The 20,733-nt window shown below is 74.1% G+C and carries 19 protein-coding genes and 1 pseudogene; 8 read left to right on the forward strand and 12 right to left on the reverse strand.

Translation table 11 applies throughout. The annotated features are described in order from the left end of the window. The first annotated feature begins 299 nt into the window (after window positions 1-299). Window positions 300-1,133: a GNAT family N-acetyltransferase gene (locus F8271_RS19740; protein ID WP_151491257.1), complete on the forward strand. Its 834-nt coding sequence runs from the start codon at window positions 300-302 to the stop codon at window positions 1,131-1,133. Between the two features lie 13 nt (window positions 1,134-1,146). Here the strand turns inward: F8271_RS19740 and F8271_RS19745 are convergent, their stop codons facing one another. Both F8271_RS19745 and lgt read right to left on the reverse strand, forming a co-directional pair. Beyond that, window positions 1,147-2,334, reverse strand: coding sequence for an NAD(P)/FAD-dependent oxidoreductase (locus tag F8271_RS19745; RefSeq protein WP_151491243.1), 1,188 nt, complete (start codon window positions 2,332-2,334; stop codon window positions 1,147-1,149). A 17-nt stretch (window positions 2,335-2,351) separates the two neighbouring features. Then, window positions 2,352-3,617, reverse strand: a complete 1,266-nt coding sequence (lgt, locus tag F8271_RS19750; RefSeq protein WP_151491244.1) for a prolipoprotein diacylglyceryl transferase — start codon at window positions 3,615-3,617, stop codon at window positions 2,352-2,354. Window positions 3,618-3,718: 101 nt separating this feature from the next. Here lgt and F8271_RS33270 point away from each other — a divergent pair, with 101 nt between their 5' ends. Then, complete coding sequence (locus tag F8271_RS33270; protein ID WP_225854638.1) at window positions 3,719-4,441, forward strand: NUDIX hydrolase; 723 nt, start codon at window positions 3,719-3,721, stop codon at window positions 4,439-4,441. 164 nt (window positions 4,442-4,605) lie between these two features. Here the strand turns inward: F8271_RS33270 and trpA are convergent, their stop codons facing one another. The 3 genes from trpA to trpC are packed head-to-tail and all read right to left on the reverse strand — an operon-like array spanning window position 4,606 to window position 7,491. Then, complete coding sequence (trpA, locus tag F8271_RS19760) at window positions 4,606-5,409, reverse strand: tryptophan synthase subunit alpha (protein ID WP_151491245.1); 804 nt, start codon at window positions 5,407-5,409, stop codon at window positions 4,606-4,608. Window position 5,410: 1 nt separating this feature from the next. Then, window positions 5,411-6,649: a tryptophan synthase subunit beta gene (gene trpB / locus F8271_RS19765; RefSeq protein WP_151491246.1), complete on the reverse strand. Its 1,239-nt coding sequence runs from the start codon at window positions 6,647-6,649 to the stop codon at window positions 5,411-5,413. Window positions 6,650-6,687: 38 nt separating this feature from the next. Next, on the reverse strand, window positions 6,688-7,491 hold the full coding sequence (trpC, locus tag F8271_RS19770; RefSeq protein WP_192580371.1) for an indole-3-glycerol phosphate synthase TrpC: 804 nt from the start codon (window positions 7,489-7,491) through the stop codon (window positions 6,688-6,690). A gap of 486 nt (window positions 7,492-7,977) precedes the next feature. Between trpC and F8271_RS19775 the strand changes: the two genes are divergently transcribed. Next, window positions 7,978-8,247, forward strand: a complete 270-nt coding sequence (locus F8271_RS19775) for a hypothetical protein (protein WP_151491248.1) — start codon at window positions 7,978-7,980, stop codon at window positions 8,245-8,247. Window positions 8,248-8,291: 44 nt separating this feature from the next. Here F8271_RS19775 and F8271_RS19780 read toward each other — a convergent pair whose 3' ends face one another. From F8271_RS19780 to F8271_RS33280, 4 genes and pseudogenes are all read right to left on the reverse strand, one after another. Then, a complete protein-coding gene (locus tag F8271_RS19780) occupies window positions 8,292-8,879 on the reverse strand; it encodes a Trp biosynthesis-associated membrane protein (protein WP_151491249.1) in 588 nt (195 codons plus the stop codon). Next, window positions 8,876-10,429: an anthranilate synthase component I gene (locus tag F8271_RS19785; protein ID WP_151491250.1), complete on the reverse strand. Its 1,554-nt coding sequence runs from the start codon at window positions 10,427-10,429 to the stop codon at window positions 8,876-8,878. Before F8271_RS19785 ends, F8271_RS19780 begins: the two co-directional genes overlap by 4 nt. After that, entirely contained in the window at window positions 10,426-10,860 is a 435-nt protein-coding gene (gene hisI, locus F8271_RS33275; RefSeq protein ID WP_151491258.1) for a phosphoribosyl-AMP cyclohydrolase, read from the reverse strand. The genes F8271_RS19785 and hisI overlap by 4 nt, the downstream gene beginning before the upstream one ends. Window positions 10,861-11,040: 180 nt before the next feature. Continuing rightward, window positions 11,041-11,325 (reverse strand): annotated as a pseudogene (locus F8271_RS33280) (phosphoribosyl-AMP cyclohydrolase); the annotation flags it as partial. Window positions 11,326-11,923: 598 nt separating this feature from the next. Here F8271_RS33280 and F8271_RS19795 point away from each other — a divergent pair. Genes F8271_RS19795 through F8271_RS19805 form a run of 3 tightly spaced genes read left to right on the forward strand, consistent with a single transcriptional unit; the run spans window position 11,924 to window position 14,038 of the window. After that, window positions 11,924-12,655 carry an ABC transporter ATP-binding protein gene (locus tag F8271_RS19795; RefSeq protein WP_151491251.1) on the forward strand — a complete coding sequence of 244 codons (732 nt, stop codon included), beginning with the start codon at window positions 11,924-11,926 and terminating at the stop codon, window positions 12,653-12,655. After that, on the forward strand, window positions 12,652-13,407 hold the full coding sequence (locus F8271_RS19800) for an ABC transporter permease (RefSeq protein WP_151491252.1): 756 nt from the start codon (window positions 12,652-12,654) through the stop codon (window positions 13,405-13,407). Before F8271_RS19795 ends, F8271_RS19800 begins: the two co-directional genes overlap by 4 nt. A 34-nt stretch (window positions 13,408-13,441) precedes the next feature. Then, a complete protein-coding gene (locus tag F8271_RS19805; RefSeq protein WP_151491253.1) occupies window positions 13,442-14,038 on the forward strand; it encodes a TetR family transcriptional regulator in 597 nt (198 codons plus the stop codon). Window positions 14,039-14,059: 21 nt separating this feature from the next. Here the strand turns inward: F8271_RS19805 and F8271_RS19810 are convergent, their stop codons facing one another. The 3 genes from F8271_RS19810 to F8271_RS19820 all read right to left on the reverse strand — a co-directional run bounded on the left by F8271_RS19810 (window position 14,060) and on the right by F8271_RS19820 (window position 18,678). Then, window positions 14,060-14,809 carry a DUF2470 domain-containing protein gene (locus tag F8271_RS19810; protein ID WP_151491254.1) on the reverse strand — a complete coding sequence of 250 codons (750 nt, stop codon included), beginning with the start codon at window positions 14,807-14,809 and terminating at the stop codon, window positions 14,060-14,062. 83 nt (window positions 14,810-14,892) lie between these two features. Further along, complete coding sequence (locus F8271_RS19815) at window positions 14,893-16,668, reverse strand: ABC transporter ATP-binding protein (protein WP_151491259.1); 1,776 nt, start codon at window positions 16,666-16,668, stop codon at window positions 14,893-14,895. A 126-nt stretch (window positions 16,669-16,794) separates the two neighbouring features. Beyond that, window positions 16,795-18,678 carry an ABC transporter ATP-binding protein gene (locus F8271_RS19820; protein WP_192580370.1) on the reverse strand — a complete coding sequence of 628 codons (1,884 nt, stop codon included), beginning with the start codon at window positions 18,676-18,678 and terminating at the stop codon, window positions 16,795-16,797. Window positions 18,679-18,850: 172 nt separating this feature from the next. Here F8271_RS19820 and F8271_RS19825 point away from each other — a divergent pair, with 172 nt between their 5' ends. Continuing rightward, window positions 18,851-19,480, forward strand: a complete 630-nt coding sequence (locus F8271_RS19825; protein ID WP_151491255.1) for a TIGR03085 family metal-binding protein — start codon at window positions 18,851-18,853, stop codon at window positions 19,478-19,480. 199 nt (window positions 19,481-19,679) lie between these two features. Beyond that, entirely contained in the window at window positions 19,680-20,558 is an 879-nt protein-coding gene (locus F8271_RS19830; RefSeq protein WP_225854639.1) for a terpene synthase family protein, read from the forward strand. Window positions 20,559-20,733 lie beyond the last annotated feature (175 nt).

Here is a 20,733-nt window from a genome sequence, read left to right on the forward strand (position 1 = left end):
CAGGCCCAGTTCCCGTTGCCGTTCGCGGACGGACGTCACGTCGGCCAGCGACGGCGGTTCGCCGGCGTCGAGGCGGGGCCGGGCGTAAGGGACGCCTGCGGGCTGTGCGGGTGCGGCTGTGTCGATTCCGCGTACGGCTGAGCCACCGGGCCTCCTGTCGTCACTCAGGTTGGATCATGGTGGGGACGACGTCGGCCCGTGGGTCTATTGAGTCTACGTTAGGGCTGGGGGCGCAAGGCCACTCAAGATTGATCACACCGTCCAGAGTCTGGGACGTGTAGTCTCGCGCGGTGGATCCGCTGCATCAGGACGTCTTCGACCGGTTGGAACGCTTCTACGACGCGGTGCCCCGCGACGTCGCCGGTGCGGAGGAACATGGTGGGCTGGTGTTGTTCGTCCGTGACGGCGCCGGATGGCCGTTCTACGCCCGGCCCCGCCTCGACGCCGGCGAACCGCCGTCGCTGGCCGACGTGACGTCCGTCCGCGAACGGCAACGGGAACTGGGCCTGCCGGAAGCCTTCGAATGGGTGCACGAGACCACCCCGCAGCTGCTCGCGGTGGCCCGCTCGGCGGGGCTGAACGTGCTGGAGGCACCGCTGATGGTGCTCGATGAGGCCGCGCTGCCCGACCCGGCGTCGCTCTCCGACGTACCGGTGCGGGTGCTGATGCCCGACTCGCCCGACTTCGCCGCCGACGTGGCCGCCCGCCGGGCGGTCGCGGCCGTGGCGTTCGCGGCCGCCGGCACCGCGCGCGGCGACGCCGGTCCGGCCGAACGGGACGCCGCGGTCACCGGACTGGAGTTGGCCGCCCTGGACGAGGAGCGCACCCGCATCGCCGACGGCCGACGGATCTCGGCGCTGGCCTGCACGGTCGCCGAGGGCGCGCTGGCCAGCGGGATGGCGATGCGGGTGGACGACGTCGCCGAGATCGCCGGTGTGGCGACCCTGCCGGCGGCCCGGCGGCGCGGTCTGGGCGCCGCGTTGACCGCGACCCTCGCCCGGGAACTTCTCGCCGCCGGCACCGACCTGGTCTTCCTCTCCGCGGGCAGCGACGAGATCGCCCGGGTCTACCTGCGGGTCGGCTTCCGCCGCATCGGCACCGCCTGCATCGCCGAACCCGCCGCCCTGATCTGACCCGGGGAGCGGGTCACGCCGGGGGGCGCCACTGGGCGGCGGAGGCCGCGGCGCTGGAGAGCAGGCGCGAGTTGATCGTGCCGAGGGCGGCGTCGCGGGCGCGCAACGCCAGCCGTCCACGGGTCTGCAGCACCGCCGACATGCGCCGGGTCTGCCGGACCACCGTGGCCGCGCGCGGCCGGCGCACCCGGTCGTACGCCTGCACGGCGTCGGGCAGCCGGGCCTCGCGCAGCAGAGAGGCCAGCGTGGCGGCGTCCTCGAAGGCGAGGCAGGCGCCCTGCCCGAGGTGCGGCGGCATGGCGTGCGCCGCGTCTCCGAGCAGGACCACACCGCCCGGCCCGACTCCGAAGCCGTACGCGCGGGGCAACGGACGCAGCTCGCGGACCTCCTGCTGGACGAGGTCACTGGGGTCGGTGGCGTCGAGCAGCGCGCCGATCGGCTCCGGCCAGCCCGCGTACCAGCGGCGCAGCAGGGCCAGCTGGGTCTCCGGCGGCTCCGGCCGGGGCGCTCCGGCGGCGGTGGCCACCCAGTAGATGCCGCCCCGGGTGGAACCGCCCGACGAGCCGCGCTCGCCCAACGAGGCGGCCACGAACCGGTAGCCGGCGCCGAGGACCTCACCGGCGACCGGCTGGTCGGCGGGCAGCCGGGGCGCCCGGTACCAGGGGATGACGGCCCGCCAGGCGGCACAGCCGGAGCTGACCACCCGGGACTCGGGGGCGAGCTGGCGGCGAATGCCGCTGTCCGTGCCGTCTGCGGCGACCACCAGGTCGGCCTCGATGGTCTGCCGCCCGTCACTGACCGCCGGACGGTGACCCGGCTCGACCCGGACGTGCCGCACGGTCACGCCGGTGCGCAGCTCGACGCGGTCGCCGAGCCCGGCGATCAGCGCGTCGTGCAGGTCCTCCCGGTGCACCACCACCGGCATCCGGTCGGCCGGGGTGGGTCGGGGCTGCACCAGCCAGTGCCCGTCCGGGCGGCGGACCCCACCGTCGGGCAGCGGGGTGGCGATGGCGGCCAGGCCGGCGCCGAGCCCGAGGGCCTGCAGGGCGCGGACGCCGTTGGGCCAGAGCACCACGGCGGTCGGCTCGGGGCGTACCCGTTCGGCCCGCTCGAGCAGGGTGACCTGCCAGCCGGAGCGTGCCAGCGCACTGGTGACCGCGAGGCCACCGACTCCGGCGCCGACCACCACCGCGCTTCGCATCGGTGCCGCCCCCCCGCTCAGCTGTCCCGGTCGGCGGGGCGCGCGCCGGTGGCGCCGGCCCGGTCGCCGCGGGTCTCCGGCGTACCGTCCACCGGCTGGTCGGTCGACGGCGCGTCGTCGGCCGCCGCGGCGTCGAGCGGCTCATCGTCGGCGGGCCGGTGATCAACGGCGGGCCGGTCCTCGTCGGCGGGCCGGTCCTCGTCGGCGGGCCGGTCCTCGTCGGCGGGCCGGTCCTCGTCGGCGGGCCGATCGTCGTCGGCCTCGGGCGGCAGGACGCCGGTGTCCCGCCAGGCGTGGTACTGCTCCTCGCTGACCACCCGGTAGCCCTCCGGAGCGGCGGCCCGCGCCGAGGCGTCCCGCGCGGAGATGTCGACCTGGGACAGGTCGGACGTGGCGGGCGGCGTGGGCGTCGCCGCCACGCCGAGCGGGATCAGGTACTCCTGGGGGCCGCGCACCCGCACGAAGTAGATCAACGCGCCGAGGAAGACCAGGGCGGCGGTCCAGACGTTGAGGCGGACGCCGAGGATCTGGTTCGCCTCGTCGGTGCGCATCAGCTCGATCCAGAAACGGCCTGCGGTGTAGCCCATCACGTAGAGGGCGAACGCGCGGCCCTTGCCGAGCTTGAGCCGCCGGTCGAGGATGAGGACCAGGGCGACCACGCCGAGGTTCCACAGCGCCTCGTACAGGAAGGTCGGCTGGTAGAGGCCCGGTTCGAGGATCGGCTGGCCGGCGTCGTCGCGCAACGCGTGCCCGGGATTGTCCGGGTCCATCCGGTGGATCTCCAGACCCCACGGCAGGGTGGTCCGGCCACCGAACAACTCGTTGTTGAACCAGTTGCCGAACCGGCCGATCGCCTGCGCCAATGGCAGCCCGGGGGCCAGCGCGTCGGCCACCACACCGAACGGGATACCGAGCTGCCGGGCCGCGATCCAGGCGCCGACCGCGCCACCGGCGACCGCGCCCCAGATGCCGAGACCGCCCTCCCAGATGGCGAACGCCTTGATCGGGTCACCGCCGGCGCCGAAGTACTTCTCCGGGGAGGTGATCACGTGGTAGATCCGGGCCCCGATGATGCCGGCGGGCACCGCCCAGACGGCGATGTCGAGCACCGCGCCGGGAGCGACACCGCGCTGGCGCAGCCGACGCTCGGTCACCCAACAGGCTGCGATGATGCCGAGGATGATGCACAGGGCGTACGCCCGGATCGGGACCGGCCCGAGCTGCCATACGGCGGTGCTGGGACTGGGCAGGGCTGCCTGGGGGGACAGCGAGGCGTAGGTCACGGGTGCACACGCTACCGCTGTGCCCCCCCGAAGCGGCACCCCGGGCCGCCGTACGGTCATCCCGGTGACTTCTGGTTTGCACCGCCGTAGGCTCTTTGTCCATGAGCGCGCTCACCTGGGCGGTCGCCGCGGTCGTCACCGACGACGTCGGGCGGGTGCTGCTCTGCCGCCAGGGTCGGGGCGAGCGCCGGTACGCGTTGCCCGGTGGCCGGCTGCGCCCGGCGGAGAGCCCGGTGCGGGCGGCGGTGCGCGACATCCGTGCGGAGACCGGCTGGGAGATCGAACTGGCCGACCTGGTCGGTGTCTACCACCTGGCCGGGCCGGGCACGGTTGGCGCGCCGGCGGGGCGGGCCGGGCCGCTGCCGGATGTCCTGGTGCACGTGTTCCGGGCGCGTGCGGCCGGTGACCGACCCGCCGCCGATCCGCCACCGGGCTGCCGGCTGTCCTGGCACGCACCCGTCGCGCTGCCCGAGGCGGTCACCCCGCTCACCCGGGCCGCCGTCACCGACGCGCTCGCCGGCCGTTCCGGCGTCCTGCGCGACGTCTCCTGGGCACCCGGCACCGTCGAGGCCCCGCCACCGGCCCTCGCCGCCGAGGAGGGGTGGTCGGCGGCGGACCAGGACAGGCGGCCCGAGACCGGCCAGGACGAGCGGCCCGGCGTGCAGTCCGGCGCGGGGCCCGGCATGGGGCCCGGCATGGGGCCCGGCATGGGGCCCGGCATGGGGTCTGGCATGGGATCTGGCATGGGGTCTGGCGTGCGGGCCGGCGCGGGGCAGCCACCGGAGCAGCGCGGCGAGGCAGTGGATCCGTCCCTGCGACCGTGACAGCGCCGACATCTCCCCGAAGGCCCGCCGTCGCTCCCGGTGCACCCCGCACCGGCCCGGTCGCGTGCAATTGAGTGATGCCGGTGAGTCATATTGATGACTCACCGGCATCACTCATGTCCCGGCACCCGCAGACGAGCGCCACAGCCGTCGGCGGAACCGGCTCAGCGGACGGGGTTGCGGACGCCCTCGGCCAGCTCGGCGCTCAGGGTGCGCAGCGCGGCCAGCCCCTCGGCCTCGGAGGACGCGTCGAGCACACACCGGACGAGGGCGCTGCCCACGATCACGCCGTCGGCGTACCCGGCCACGGTGCCGGCCTGCGCGCCGGTGCCCACACCCAGGCCGACGCCGACCGGCAGGTCGGTGACCGCGCGGGTCCGGGAGACCAACGTCGGCGCGGCGTCGGAGGTACGCGCCCGGGCGCCGGTCACCCCCATCACCGCGGTCGCGTAGACGAACCCACGGCAGTGCCCCACCGTCATCGCGAGCCGGGCGTCGGTGGACGACGGCGAGACCAGGAACGTGCGGTCCAGACCGTGCGCGTCCGAGGCGGCCAGCCACTCGTCGGCCTCGTCCGGGATGAGGTCCGGGGTGATCAGGCCGGTGCCACCGGCGGAGGCGAGGTCGCGGGCGAACACGTCCACGCCGTAGCGCTCCACCGGGTTCCAGTAGGTCATGGTGACCACCGGCGCGCCGGTGGCCGCGACCGCCTCGACGACGCGCATCGTGTCCGCGGTGCGTACGCCCCCGGCCAGCGCGATGTCGCTGGCCTTCTGGATGACCGGCCCGTCCATCACCGGGTCCGAGTAGGGGATCTCCACCTCGATGACGTCCACGCCGGCCTCGACCATCGCGGTCATCGCCGCGATGCTGCCCTCGACGGTGGGGAACCCGGCCGGCATACAGCCGACCAGCAACGCCCGCCCGTCGGCCCGGGCCTTGTCGAAGGCCACCCCGATCCGGCTCATCTCACCGCTCCTTGTCGAGGATGCCGAAGTAGTCGCCGGCCGTGTGCACGTCCTTGTCGCCCCGCCCGGAGAGGTTGACCACGATGGTGGGCTCCCGACCCAGCTCGGCGGCGAGCTTCGGCGCCAGGGCCACGGTGCCGGCGAGCGCGTGCGCGCTCTCGATCGCCGGGATGATCCCCTCGGTACGGCAGAGCAGCTCGAACGCGGCCATCGCCTCGTCGTCGGTGACCGGCAGGTAGGTGGCCCGGCCGCTGTCGTGCAGCCAGGCGTGCTCGGGCCCGACCCCCGGGTAGTCCAGGCCGGCAGAGATCGAGTGTGACTCCAGGGTCTGCCCGTCGGCGTCCTGCAACACGTACGTGCGGGTGCCGTGCAGCACGCCGGCGGATCCGCCGGTGATGCTGGCCGCGTGCCGGCCGGTCGCGACACCGTCACCGCCGGCCTCGAAGCCGTACAGCCGCACGGCCTCGTCGCCCACGAACGCGTGGAAGATGCCGAGCGCGTTGGAGCCACCACCGACGCAGGCGGTGACCGCGTCGGGCAGCCCGCCGGTGAGGTCGAGGCACTGCTGGCGGGCCTCGTCACCGATGCCACGGACGAAGTCCCGGACCATCGCCGGGAAGGGGTGCGGCCCGGCGGCGGTGCCGATCAGGTAGTGCGTCTCGTCGACGTTGGCCACCCAGTCGCGCATCGCCTCGTTCATCGCGTCCTTGAGGGTGCGCGAGCCGTTGGTGACCGGGACGACGGTGGCGCCGAGCATCCGCATCCGGGCCACGTTGAGGGCCTGCCGCTCGGTGTCGACCTGGCCCATGTAGACCACGCACTCCAGGTCGAACAGGGCGGCAGCGGTCGCGGTGGCCACGCCGTGCTGGCCGGCGCCGGTCTCGGCGATCACCCGGGTCTTGCCCATCCGCTTGGTGAGCAGCGCCTGACCGAGGACGTTGCGCACCTTGTGCGCGCCGGTGTGGTTGAGGTCCTCGCGCTTGAGCAGCACCCGGGCACCGACCTTCGCGGAGAACCGCCGGGCCTCGTAGAGCAGCGACGGTGTGCCCGCGTAGTCGCGCAGCAGCGCGCCGAACTCGGCCCGGAAGGACTCGTCCGCCATCGCCGTACGCCACGCCCCGTCGAGCTCGTCCAGCGCGGCCACCAGGGCCTCGGGAACGAACCGGCCGCCGAAGCGACCGAAGTGGCCGGCGGAGTCGGGCTGCGGGCCGGCCACCGGGGCCAGCGCGTCGGCGCTCATCGGAAATCCTCTCGGTGGGGCGTCACACCGGCGCGGGGTCAGCGCACCGGCCGGGGCGTTGCCGGGTGGTTGCCGGCGTTGACCAGCTCGGCGACCGCCTCGCGGGGGCTCTTCTGGGTGACCAGGCCCTCGCCGACGAGGACCGCGTCAGCGCCCGCGGAGGCGTACCGGATCAGGTCGTGCGGGCCACGAACGCCGGATTCGGCGATCTTGACGACGCTGCTGGGCAGGCCGGGCGCGATCCGCTCGAACACCGACCGGTCGACCTCCAGGGTACGCAGGTCACGGGCGTTGACCCCGATCACCTGCGCGCCGGCCTCCAGGGCCCGGTCGGCCTCCTCCTCGTCGTGGACCTCGACCAGTGCGGTCATGCCCAGCGACTCGATCCGCTCCAGCAGGCCCATCAGGACGTTCTGCTCGAGGGCGGCGACGATCAGCAGGACCAGGTCGGCACCGTGCGCGCGCGCCTCGTGCACCTGGTAGCTGGAGACGACGAAGTCCTTACGCAGCACCGGCACGGTGACCGCGGCCCGGACGGCCGCCAGGTCGTCCAGCGAGCCGCCGAACCAGCGCCCCTCGGTGAGCACGCTGATCGCCCGCGCCCCGCCGGCCGCGTAGTCGACGGCGAGGTCGGCCGGGTCGGCGATCTCGGCCAGCCGGCCCTTGGACGGCGAGGAGCGCTTCACCTCGGCGATCACCGCGACGCCGGGCTTGCGCAGCGCCGCGTACGCGTCCAGCGGCGGCGCCGCCGCCGCGGCCAGTTCACGGATCCGCTCCAGCGGAACCTGCTCCTGGCGCCGGGCGACGTCCTCGCGCACGCCGGCCAGGATCTCGTCGAGCACGCTTACGGACGCTGCCTGACCGGCCTCGTCCCCCTCCGCGTGCGCATGCTCAGCAGTCACCAACGGACTCCCCTCTCCGGGTGTCATGGGCCGATGCTAGGGGCAGGCGGCCGACGCCGGATGCCGGGGGTATGGCGCTGCTCACGAAAACGGCTGCGGCATAATGGCCGACTTGCCGTGAACGGGATGTCACGCTGCGCCACCTTCGGTATCGACCGCCATCACGCGACGGGAGCCCGGCGTTCCCGGTCGAACCGGGCTGACCCATCGATCATGCCACCGACCCTGGATCGCCGCTCGGCGACAGTGACGCATGTCGATCGTGTGAGCAAGCTCAAGGCCGAACGGCCGGTCCCTGGTCGCGGCCGGGGCGGGACAGTTGACCGGGCGGTCACCCCGGCGAAACGTCAGCCGGTCAGCATCGTCCTCGGGCAGACTCGATGGCGCGCCTGCCCAACCGTCGCCAACTCCTCGTGCGAGGTGACCATGAGCATTGCCGAGCCGACCCCGAGCATCGGGCTGACCACCATCTCGCGGACCGTGGCGTCGCTGGCCGTTGGCGTCGTACACACGTTGGAACGGGCCGTCGTCGGCGAGGGGCGGATGCGCACCGCACGCGGCAACGCCTGGGAGGCGGTGTGCGCCGACCGGGCCCGCGCCGACCAGCGCGCCGAACTGGACCGCCTGGTCGCCGAGCTGACCGCCGCGCGCGTCGCCGCCCGCCGGTCGCCGCGGGACCGTCAACCCGTCGGCTGACGCCGGGTCGCAGGCGGCCGGGGCGCAGGCAGCCGGCGGGCGGATCAGCCCGCCGTCGGGTCCTCGCCCCGGTCCAGCGCGTCCCACGCCTCGGTGGTCCGCCGCCCGGCCAGCGGAGCGGACGATCCCGCCGGGCCGACCGCCGGCGACGCACTCTCCGTGACGGTGCGCGCCGGCCGCTCGTACCGGGCGCCCATCGCCGGCCACCCGTCGCCCCGCCACGCCGTCCACCCGCCGCCCACGGCGGCCAACAGCCCGCCGAGCAGGCACAGCGCCGGCCACTGCCGGCTCACCACGCCGTCGAGGTCAGCGACCAGGCCGTACCCGCCGCCGGCCGCCACGGCCAGCCCGAGCACACCGACCAGCACGCCGAGCAGGCGCCGCACCCGACCCCGGGTCGCCAGCAGCGCGCCGCCGCCGGCCAGCGTGACCAGGGCCAGCGCCGGAAGCCACGGCAGCAGGGCGGCGCCGCTGCGCGCGGCGCGCACCGGCGGTAGCGGCGCCGGCCGCACGGTCAGCTCCAGAGACCAGGTCCGGGTCGTCGCCCAGAGCGCCAGGCCCGCGCCGGCCACGCAGAGCAACAGGGCGTACGTCAACTCGCGCCGACCCACCACGGCCCGCTCGACCGTCATCGGGCCGGCCGCAACGTCTCGGCCGCGGCGATCGCCGCCAGCACGGCGGCGGCCTTGTTCCGCGTCTCCTGGTCCTCGGCGGCCGGGTCCGAGTCGGCGACCACCCCCGCGCCGGCCTGCACGTAGGCGCGGCCGTCGCGGATCAGTGCCGTCCGGATGGCGATCGCCATGTCCAGGTCGCCGCCGAACCCGAAGTAGCCGACCGTGCCGCCGTACAGGCCACGGCGCACCGGCTCCAACTCCTCGATGATCTCCATGGCCCGCACCTTCGGCGCGCCGGAGAGCGTGCCCGCCGGGAAGGTCGCGGCGAGCGCGTCGAACGCGCTCTGGTCGTCACGCAGCGTGCCGGTCACGGTGGAGACGATGTGCATCACGTGGCTGTACCGCTCGATGGTCGCGAACTCGGGCACCTGCACGCTGCCCGGCTGACACACCCGGCCCAGATCGTTGCGGCCCAGGTCGACCAGCATCACGTGCTCGGCCCGCTCCTTCGGGTCGGCGAGCAGCTCGGCGGCCAGCGCCGCGTCGGCCGCCTGCGTGTCGCCGCGCGGGCGGGTGCCCGCGATCGGATGCAGCAGTGCCCGACGCTGCCCGTCCGCGCCGGCGGTGACCTTCAGGTGCGCCTCCGGTGACGAGCCGACGATGTCGAAGCCGTCGAAGCGCAGCAGGTACATGTACGGGCTGGGGTTGCTGGTGCGGAGCACCCGGTAGACGTCCAGCGGGTCGGCGTGGGTGGCCCGCTCGAAGCGCTGCGACAGCACGATCTGGAAGCACTCGCCGGCCCGGATCGCCTCCTTGGCGGCCTCCACCGCCTTCGGGTAGCCGCCGTCGGGCGTACGGCAGAGCACGTCGCCGGCCGGCGGACGCTCGACCGTGGAGATCATCGGCGGGATGGGCCGGGACAGCGCGGTGCTCATCGCGTCCAGCCGACCCACCGCGTGGTGGTACGCGGCGGTGACCTGCGCGACCCGGTCCGGGGCGTCCAGCGGTGGCAGCAGCGCGTTGGCGACCAGGATCGCCGAGCCGTCGTAGTGGTCGAGCACCACCAGGTCGGTGGCGAGCATCATGCCCAGCTCCGGCACGCCCAGGTCGTCCTCGGTCAGCGCGGGCAGCCGCTCGAAGCAGCGGACCAGGTCGTAGCCGAGGTAGCCGACCATGCCACCGGTCAGCGGCGGCAGCCCGTCGGAGGGGTCGCCGACCGGGCCGGCGAGCGCCGCGACGGTCTCCCGGAGCACCCGTACCGGGTTGCCCTCGGTCGGCAGCCCGGCCGGCGGCTGGCCGAGCCACGTCGCCACGCCGTCCCGCTCGACGAGGGTGGCGCTGCTGCGGACCCCGATGAACGAGTACCGCGACCAGGCCATGCCGGCCGAGCCGACGCCCTGTTCGGCCGACTCCAGCAGGAACGTCCCGGGTCCACCGGCCAGCTTGCGGTAGACCCCGACCGGGGTCTCCGCGTCGGCCAGCAGCCGCCGGGTGACCGGCACGACCCGCCAGCGCGCGGCCAGCTCGGTGAAGGTGGTCAGGTCGGGGCTCACCGCGCCGTCGGTCACGGCCGTGCCCCCGTCCCCGTCACCGGCAGTTCGGTGAAGAAGCACGTCCGGTGGCCGGTGTGGCAGGCGGCGCCGACCTGGTCCACGCTGACCAGCAGCGCGTCGCCGTCGCAGTCCAGGGCGACCGAGCGGACGTACTGGTGGTGCCCGGAGGTGGCGCCCTTGACCCAGTACTCGCGCCGGCTGCGCGACCAGTAGGTGGCCCGGCCGGTGGTGAGGGTGCGGTGCAGCGCCTCGTCGTCCATCCAGGCGACCATCAGCACCTCACCGGAGTCGTGCGCGCGGACCACGGCGGCGACCAGGCCGTCGGCGGTGCGGCGCAGCCGGGCCGCGATGGCCGGGTCGAGCCGGGACGGACGGGCCGGCGTGGACGCCGCCGGGCCGCTCGGTTCGCTGGGGACGCCGGTCACCGGCGCGTCAGGTACGGGCACAGTGACCCATTGTCCCGCACGCGGGGCGGGGACCGGCGACCGCTCCCGTCCGGTTACCGGTCGGGGGCCGGCGGGCCGGGCCAACTGGGCGACGTAGCGGTCCAGCCGCCCGTCGACCAGGGCGTCGGCCAGGTCGGTGCCGGCGGCCTCGGCGATCACCTCGGCGTACGGGCGGATCAGCGGCAGCGTGCCGGCGACCAGCCGCACTGCGGCGACCCAGAGTTGCCCGGTGGAGCCCGGGCGCAGACCGAGGCAGAGCAGCATGTCCTCCCGGTAGCCGGCCGGGGCGACCGGCAGGTCCAGGGCCGCCGCGAAGGCCGCCCGGCGGGAGGACACCCGCACCGACGGGTTGGCCGGGCGCAGCACCGACGGGCAGAGCCGGGCCAGGTCGGCGACGGCGAGTCGGACGCCGAGCCGGTCGTCGGCCGCCCGGGCGGCGGCGGCCTTGCCCAGGGCGGCGATCATCTCCTCCAGCCGGGGTGGTTCGGCGGGCTGGCAGAGCACCGGCAGGTCGATCCGGGGCCGCCAGTGCGGGTCGGCCCAGAGCAGCCGGGCGGGCGCGGTGACCGGCAGCCCGAACGCCCAGTCGGCCGGCTCACCGAGCCGATGCACCCAGGAGCGGACGTCCCGGGCGGCCACCGACACGTGGGTCAGCCGGCCGGCGGATTCGGCCAGGTACGCCCGTCGGGCGGCGTACGGGGCGCCGCCGACCAGCACGTCGAGGTCGACGTCGCTGTGCGCGGTGGCGGCCCGGCGGGCGTGACTGCCGCGCAGGAGGATGCCGACGACCGGTCGTTCGGCGGCCTGCCGCAGCCGCGCGGCCCAGTCTTCAAGAAAACCGCTGTCCGGTAACGGAGCGTGACCCACCGCGCCATCGTGCCGTACGTCCGATCAGGGCGCAATGCCCGATGGCGGACCCGGTGTCCGGTCCGAAGGCTACTGCCCGTTGTCCCGCCCCTCGCGACGGGGCCGCCCAGGTGACCGAGGTTCGGGCGTTGCGCCGGGGACGGCATCTCATCTAGCGTTGAGTTCATCAGTCGATGAGTTTTCTCGGAGGTGTGTGATGGGCGATGCGATAGCCGTCCGCGACCTGGTCGTCGACCGGGGCGGACGGCGGGTGCTGGACGGCATCAGCTGCACGGTCGCCCGTGGAGCCGTCACCGGGCTGCTCGGCCCCAGCGGCAGCGGCAAGACGACGTTCATGCGCGCGGTGGTCGGCGTGCAGGTGGTCACCAGCGGGACGATCACCGTCCTGGGTCAGCCCGCCGGCGCTCCCGCGCTGCGCCACCAGGTGGGCTACCTCACGCAGGCGCCGAGCGTGTACGCCGACCTGACCGTGCGGGAGAACGCCCGCTACTTCGCGGCCCTGTACGGGCGGGGGCGCGCCGAGGCCGACCGGGCGATCAGCGACGTGGGGCTGGCGCAGGCGGCCGGCCAACTGGTCGCCACCCTCTCCGGTGGTCAGCGCAGCCGCGCCTCGCTGGCCTGCGCGTTGGTCGGCGACCCGGAGCTGGTCATCCTCGACGAGCCGACCGTCGGTCAGGACCCGGTGCTGCGGGCCGACCTGTGGGCCCGGTTCCACGCCATGGCGGCGGCCGGCACCACGCTGCTGGTGTCCAGTCACGTGATGGACGAGGCGGCCCGCTGCGACCGCCTGCTGTTGATCCGCGAGGGACGGCTGATCGCCGACGACAGCCCGGCCGCGATCCGCGCGGCGGCCGGCGTGGACGACCTCGACGAGGCGTTCCTGCGCCTGATCCGCGCCGGCGCGGCACACACCGGAGGAGCCTCATGAGCGCGCGCATCCTGGCGGCCACCACCGGGCGCATCCTGCGCCAGCTCCGGCACGACCGGCGCACCATCGCGCTGCTGGTCGCGGTGCCGACCGTCCTGCTCACCCTGGTCTACTTCATGTACGCCGACCAGCCGACCCCACCCGGTCAGCCGTCGACGTTCGACCGGATCGCGTTGGTGATGCTCGGCATCTTCCCCTTTGTGATCATGTTCCTGGTGACCAGCATCGCCATGCTCCGCGAGCGCACCTCCGGCACGCTGGAGCGGCTGCTCACGACCCCGCTGGGCAAGCTCGACCTGCTCTTCGGCTACGGCATCGCGTTCGGTGCGGCCGCCGCCGTACAGGCCGCGGTCGCCGCCGCCGTCGCGTACTGGGTCTTCGATCTCCAGACCGCCGGCAGCGGTGCCCTGGTGATCGGGATCGCGGTCCTCGACGCGGTGCTCGGTGTCGCCCTCGGGTTGTTCTGCAGCGCCTTCGCCCGCACCGAGTTCCAGGCAGTACAGTTCCTGCCGGTCGTGGTGATCCCCCAGCTGCTGCTGTGCGGGCTGTTCGTGGCCCGCGACCAGATGGCCGGCTGGCTCCAGGCGCTCAGTGACGCCTTCCCCCTGTCGTACGCCATCGAGGCGTTGCAGGAGGTCGGCGCCCACACCGAGCCGACCGGCCGGATGTGGCGCGACGTGGTGGTGGTGTTCGGCTCGGTGGTGCTGGCGCTGGTGCTCGCGGCGGCCACCCTGCGCCGGCGCAGCGGCTGACCGGCGGCCTCAGCGAAAGGGACGAGCGGTGGCGATGACGCGGCGGACCGGCCGGCGACCCGGCAATCCGGGCACCCGGGAGGCGATCCTCGACGCGGCGCGGGCGGCCTTCGCCGAGCGTGGCTTCGACGCCGCCTCGATCCGCGCCATCGCCGCCGCGGCGGGCGTCGACCCGGCGCTGGTGCACCACTACTTCGGCAACAAGGACCAGCTCTTCCTGACCGCGATGAACTTCCCGGTCGACCCCGGTCAGCTGGTGCCGAGGGTGCTCGCCGGCGACCGGGACGGCGTCGGCGAGCGCATGGTGCGCATCTTCCTCGGCGTCTGGGACTCGCCGGCCGGCAGCGCCGGGGTGGCGCTGCTGCGCTCGGCGGTGAGCAACGAGTGGACGGCACGGCTGCTGCGCGAGTTCATCACCACGCAGGTGTTGCGCCGGGTGCTCGAACAGCTCGACGTCGCGCCCGCCGAACTGCCGCTGCGCGGTTCCCTGGTGGCCACCCAGATGATCGGCCTGGCCATGATGCGGCACGTGATCCGGCTGGAACCGGTCGCGTCCGCCGACCCGGAGGCCCTGGCCGCCGCGATCGGCCCCACCATCCAGCGCTACCTCACCGGGCCGCTGCCGACCTAGACCGCCGTCGGGCGGCACCGGTCAGCGCGGCGGTGGGACGCTCGCCGGGCGGCGCAGCGGCGGCAGCAGCCGGGTCAGCTCGTCGGGGTCGGCCACCGGACCGGGGAAGGCCAGCCGCACCCGGCGGCGGGCGCCGGGGCGGCCGAGGGCGACCACCAGCCCGTAGCGGTCGACGCGCACCACCCGGGGCGGCCCGTCCGGGGTCTGCTCGGTCAATCCGAGCTGCCGGCGCAGGTACGCGGTCACCTGGGTGGCGTCGCGCTCGGCGAGGTCGGCCAGCAGCCGCGCCTCGACCGGGTGCACCGGGTCCGGCTCGGCCTCGGCGTACTCCCCGGGGTCGATGCGCCGCACCGCGCCGGCGCGTTCCCAGCGGACCTCGACCACCTCGAAGCGGTACAGCCGGAACCGGGTGCCCACGTCGAGCAGGTCACCGGTGGGGTCCACGGCGGCGAAGTCGACGGCCGCGCGGCGGGCCTCGTCCCCGCACAGCTCGGCGGCCCACCCGGAGACCCAGGCCCGGCCCAGCCCGGGCGCGCCGGCGGCGGGCGGCAGGTCGAGCACGTCGAGCACCACCGCGACGTCGGAGCCTCCGGCGGCCGGGCGCAGCGCGGCGGCCAGATGACTGGCCACCGGCACCAGCAACAGCACCCGACCGTCCGGGTCGGTGACGTGCCGGGCGTGGTGCGGGCCGGGCCGGTGGGCCAGGTGCACGAGGCCGGGCAGCCGACCGGCGACGAGGGTACGAACGATCTCGGCGGGGCTGGGCCGCATGCGCGACCTCCTTCGAAGGTTAGGCTTACCTAACCCGGAGCGTAGAGCACCCGTCCGTCGTCGTCCACCACACCGACATTTCGTTACCGGGTCTGCTCCAGCCAGGAGGCGAAGAGCAGGCCGTAGACCGAGTCGGCGTCACGGACCAGCTCGTCGTGCGGGCCACGCTGCACCACCCGCCCCCGATCCACCACGATCACCTCGTCGGCGGCCTGCGCCGTGGAGAGCCGATGCGCGATGGCGAGGGTCGTCCGACCCCGGGTGACCGCGTCCAGGGTGCGTTGCAGACGCACCTCCGTCGCCGGGTCCACCGCGCTGGTCGCCTCGTCCAGGACCAACAGGTCCGGGTCGGCGACGTACGCCCGGGCCAACGCGACCAACTGCCGCTCCCCGACGCTGAGCGCCTCACCCCGCTCGCCGACGGGCGTGTCCAGGCCCGCCGGCAGACCGGCCAGCCAGTCCGACAGACCCAGCGCGGTGAAGGCGGCGCCGAGCTGCTCGTCGGTCAGCTCCGGACGGGCGAAGCGGACGTTGTCCCCCACCGTCGCGTCGAGGAGGAACCCGTCCTGCGGCACCATCACCACCCGGGAGCGCAGCGAGTCGAAGCGGACCTCCGACAGCGGCACACCGGACAGCAGCACCGCGCCCGCCGACGGGTCCATCAAGCGGGTGAGCAACTTGGCGAAGGTGGTCTTGCCGCTGCCGGTCTCACCAACCACCGCCACCCGGCTCTTCGCCGGGATGTCCAGGTCGATGTCGTGCAACACCGGCGGACCACCGGGGTACGCGAACCGCACCCCCGAGAAGCGGATGTCCAGCGGCCCGCCCGGCAGGTCGCGTCCCTGCTCCCCCGGGTCGGCCACGTCCGGGGCGACGTCCAGCACGTCCAGCACCCGACGCCAGCCCGCAATCGCGTTCTGCGCCTCGTTGAGCACCTCGGTGGCGATCTGCACCGGCTGGATGAAGAGCGTCACCAGAAACAGGAACGCGGTCAGCTGGCCGATCGACAACGTGCCGTCCACGCCCAGCGTCACCCCGAGCACCACCACACCGGCCAGCGCCACCCCGGCGGCCAGCTCACCAACCGAGCTGCCCACGATGCTGATCCGGATCGCCCGCTGCTGCGCCGTGCGCTGACCGTCGATGGCCTCGTCCAGCCGCCGGGCGGTGCGCCCCGCGATGCCGTACGCCCGGATCACCGGCGCGCCGACCACACTCTCGCCGATCGCGCCGAGCAGCGTGCCGGTGCGCTGACGCACCGTCGCGTACGCCGCGCCCAGACGGCGCTGCAACTGCCGGATGACGAACACCGCCGGCAGGAACGCGGCCAGCACCACCAGGGTCAACTGCCAGGAGTACGCCAGCATGACGGCGGTGGTGACCACCAGCTGACCGAGGTTGACCAGCAGGATCACCCCACCCCACTGAAGGAACTGGGTGATCTGGTCGACGTCGCTGGTCACCCGGGACACCAGCGACCCGCGCCGCTCCGACTGCTGGTGCAGCATCGACAGGTCGTGCACGTGCCGGAACGCCCGGGTACGCACGTTGGCCAGCGCCGTCTCACTGACGGTGAACAGCCGGCGCATCATCAGGTACCCGCAGAGGGTCGTGACCGTGAGGATCACCGCGGTGATCGCCACCACCGACCAGACCACGTCCAGGTTCAGGCCGCCGACGATGCCCCGGTCGATGCCCTGCTGCACGGCGACCGGCACGGCTACCCGCCCGACCATGTACACCAGCGCCAGGGCCAACGTGCCGGCCAGCCCGGTCCGCAGCTCCGGCGACAGCGCCAGACCGCGGCGCAGCGTCTGCCACGTCGTCTCGGCCCGCTCGTCCCGTTCGTCGTTCCGCACGCTGGCGCTCACCGGTCTTGCCTCTCGTTCGCGACTGCGGGGCTCCGCTTCGCTGCACTCCTCGCGCTCACCGGTCTTGCCTCTCGTTCGCGACTGCGGGGCTCCGCTTCGCTGCACTCCTCGCGCTCACCGGTCCACCTCGATCTCCAGGCCCGACGGGAGCGGCGCCACCTCGTCGTCGTACGCGCGTTCCTGCGCTCGGTCCACCTCGGCCTGCTCGTAGGCGGTGACCAGGTCGGCGTAGCCGGGCACGGTGGCCAGCAGGTCGGAGTGCGTACCCCGGGCGAGCACCCGCCCCTGCTCCACGTAGATCACCTCGTCGGCGAGGGCGATCGTGGCCCGCCGGTACGCGACGACCAGGATCGACGCGGCCGGCACCCCCGGCGCGCCCGCCGAGGAGCGCAGCCCGGCGAGGATGGCCGCCTCCACCCGGGGGTCGACGGCGCTGGTCGCGTCGTCGAGCACCAGCAGTCGCGGTCGACCGGCCAGCGCGCGGGCCAGGGTGAGCCGCTGCCGTTGCCCGCCGGAGAGTGAGGTGCCCCGCTCACCGACCATGGTGTCCAGCCCGTCGGGCAGTGCCGCGACGAACCCGTCCGCCTCGGCCAGCCGCAGGGCCGCCCAGACGTCCTCGTCGTCGATGCCCGGCCGGTCCAGGGCGATGTTGGCGCGGACCGTGTCGTCGAAGACGAACGGCACCTGCGCGACCAGGGCCACCGTGCCGGTCAGCGACGCGGCGGTCAGCTCCCGCACGTCCACCCCGTCCAGCTCGACGGTGCCGGAGTCGGGGTCGACGAGGCGTACCGCCAGGGACGTGATGGTCGACTTACCGGCGCCGGTCGGCCCGACCAGGGCCACCGTCCGCCCGGCCGGCACGGTGAAGCCGACCTCTCCGAGCACCTGCGCGCCGGGTTGGTGCGCCTCGGCCGCCGGATACGAGAAGTGCACGTCGGTGAAGGTGAGGGTGGCCGGGCCGGAGGTGGCCGGGTCGAGCACGCGCTGCCCGTACGGCATCTCGCCGGTGGCGTCGAGCACCCGGCGCACCCGGTCCCAGCCGGCGACGCTGCGCGGCAGCTCGGCCAGGACCCAGCCGATGGCCCGCACCGGGAAGGCCAGCACGGTGAAGAGGAAGGCCACGCTGACCAGCTCGGTGACGCTGATCGCGCCCTGGCGCAGCCGGAACGCCCCGACCACCAGCACGGCGAGGGTGCCGAGACTCGGCAGCGTCTCCAGCATGGGGTCGAAGACACCCCGCAGCCGACCGACGGCGATCAGCGAGTCGCGCAGCTCACCGGCGCGGCCGGCGAACCGGGCCGTCTCCTGCGCCTCCCGGCCCATCGTCTTGACCACCAGGGCGCCGTCGAAGCTCTCGTGCGCGATGCCGCTGACCTCGGCGCGCAGCCGCTGCGCCCGGGCCTGGCGGGGCGCCATCCGGCGGGAGTAGACCACGTTGAGCGCGAACAGCGCCGGGAAGACCGCGAGGCCGACCAGGGCGAGGGCCCAGTCGGTGGCGAACAGCGAGACGATCGCGCCGATCAGCATCACCAGCGTGCCGACGGCGAACGGCAGCGGCGCGATCGGATACCAGGCCGCCTCCACGTCGGAGTTGGCGTTGGACAGCAGCGTGCCGGTGGAGTTGCGGTGGTGCCAGGCCACCGGCAGGTCCAGGTAGCGGCGGGTGACCCGGCGGCGGTAGGCGGCCTGCAGGCGGTACTGCATGTAGCCGGCGCCGAGCCGGCGACCGAAGATGCCCGCCACGCGCAGCACGCTGATCCCGAACAGCGCGGTAGCGGCCAGCGCCAGGGTGCCGGTGCCCACCTGGCCGCGGGCGATGGACGGCACCACCACCTCACCGACGACCCCGCCGACCACGTACGCGCTGACGATGACCATCGCGCCGAACAGCACACTCCCGAGCACCGCGACCGCGAAGATCCGTGGCTGCTCCCGGATGGCCTGCCCGAGCACCCGCAGCCCCCGGCCCAGCACGTCCCGACTTGTCGTACTCGCCACGCTCTCCCCCGCCGTAAGCCACAATTATCTCCCTCATCCTTACCGCTGCGGGCCAGCACCGCCGACCCGGACCGGATATGTCGACCGTCACGTACCGGACGGCGGCGCGGTGGCCGCGGTGACCCGCGCCCGCCGTCGCGCGGCGGCGGCCGGCCGGGCCTACGATCGGGCCATGTCGCGGTACGCCCGAGCCGAGCGCCAGGCGCTGGCCGATCTCCTCCTGGCCCTCGGGCCCGACGCGCCGACGATCAACGAGGGCTGGGCCACCCGTGACCTCGCCGCGCACCTCGTCCTGCGGGAGCGCCGGCCGGACGCGGCCGGCGGGATCGTGCTGCCACCACTGCGCGGGTACGCGGAACGGGTGCGCCGTCGCCTCGCCGCCCAGCCGTACCCCGAGCTGGTGGCGCAGGTGCGCCGGCCACCGGCGTGGAGCCCGGTGAGCAATCCGCTGACCGACGAGCTGGCCAACACGATGGAGTTCTTCATCCACCACGAGGACGTGCGGCGGGCCAGCCCCGGGTGGCAGCCCCGCGACCTGGCCACCGGACTGCAGGCCGCCCTGTGGAAGCGCGTCGCGCCGATGGCCCGGCTCGTGCTGCGCCGCTTTCCGGCGGACCTCTACGTGCAGGCGCCCGGGCACGGGGAGGTCTCCGTCGGCCGGGGCGGCGACCGGCTGCGGGTGGTCGGCGCGCCGGCCGAGCTGGCCCTGTTCCTGTCCGGCCGGCAGCGGGTGGCCCGGGTGCAGCTGGACGGGTCGGCGGCGTCCGCGCGGCAGCTGCGTGTCGCCAACCTGGGCATGTAGCGTTCTGTGCTTAAACGGTCACAGATAACCATTCAGCTACTTCCCCACCGAGCGACGCGGGCCTATTCCTATTCCCGTACGCTTCACCGCGCCGTCCTGCGCCGGGCGGCACGAGTGGGGGGCCGCTGTGCGGAGTTTCGCGATTTTGGCGCTGCGGGAACCCCCGTTTCCCGTGAAGCGCCATGAGGCAACAGACCAGGTGGCGAGCGAGAGCGTCGACTGGGTGCACGCGTTAGGACTGATCGATTCCAGACATCGCCTTCATCGACTTCGGCGGGCGGATCCCGCCGGCCTCGCCGGACGAGCCTGCCCGGACGGGCCGGCGGACGGGCTGCGCCTGCTGACCGACCTGATCTCCTGGCTCTTCGTCATGGACGACGCCTGCGACGAGGACGGCCTGGGGGCCGATCCGGCACGGCTGGCGCCGGTCATCGGGCTACTGCTGGACGTCCTGGACCGGGGCGGCGACCCGGCCGGGCAGCTTCCGCCCGGGTCGGGTCCGCTCGGCGTCGCGTTGGACGACCTGTGCCGCCGGATCCGCGCGCAGGGCCGACCATCCCTGCTGCTGCGGTTCGTCAGCCAGGTCCGGGAGTACCTGCTGGCGCTGCTCTGGGAGTCGGCCAACCGGGAACGCCGGCGGGTGCCCGAGGTCGCGGAGTACGTGCAGATGCGCCGGCACACCGGCGGCGTACACCCGAGCCTCACCCTGACCGACCTGGCGTCGGCGGATCCGCTCGGGCCCGCCGGGTGCGCCGACCCGGCGCTGGCCACCCTGGACCTGCTGGCGGTGGACCTGGTCTGCTGGTGCAACGACGTCTTCTCCTACGGCAAGGAGAGCCGGGCCGCCCCGGATGTGCACAACCTGGTGACCGTGATCGCCCAGGAGACCGGCGCGGGCGAGGCGGACGCGTTACAGGCGGCGGCGGACCGGTTCAACCAGGGGCTGGCGGCGTATCAGCTGGCGGAGGAGGCGCTGCGGGCGAGCGGTGGCGACGACATCCAGGCGGCGCTGACCTCCCGGCGGGACTGGGTCCGCGCCACCTACGACTGGTCGGTCGCGGCCGCCCGGTACGCGTGATCCGGCCACACCCGGTCGGCGCGACGGGACGCCGAACGATCACCGGGGCTAGCCCTGCATTCCGCACGTGGCTGATTGTCAACACCACTCGAGTGGGTCGATGTCGAGGAGTTCGAGGAGATGGAGTTGTAGGGGTGTGGGTTGAGGGATGGTGTGTGGGTTGCCGCTGGTCGCG

It is taken from the genome of Micromonospora sp. ALFpr18c (assembly GCF_008868155.1).
Lineage (GTDB): Bacteria > Actinomycetota > Actinomycetes > Mycobacteriales > Micromonosporaceae > Micromonospora.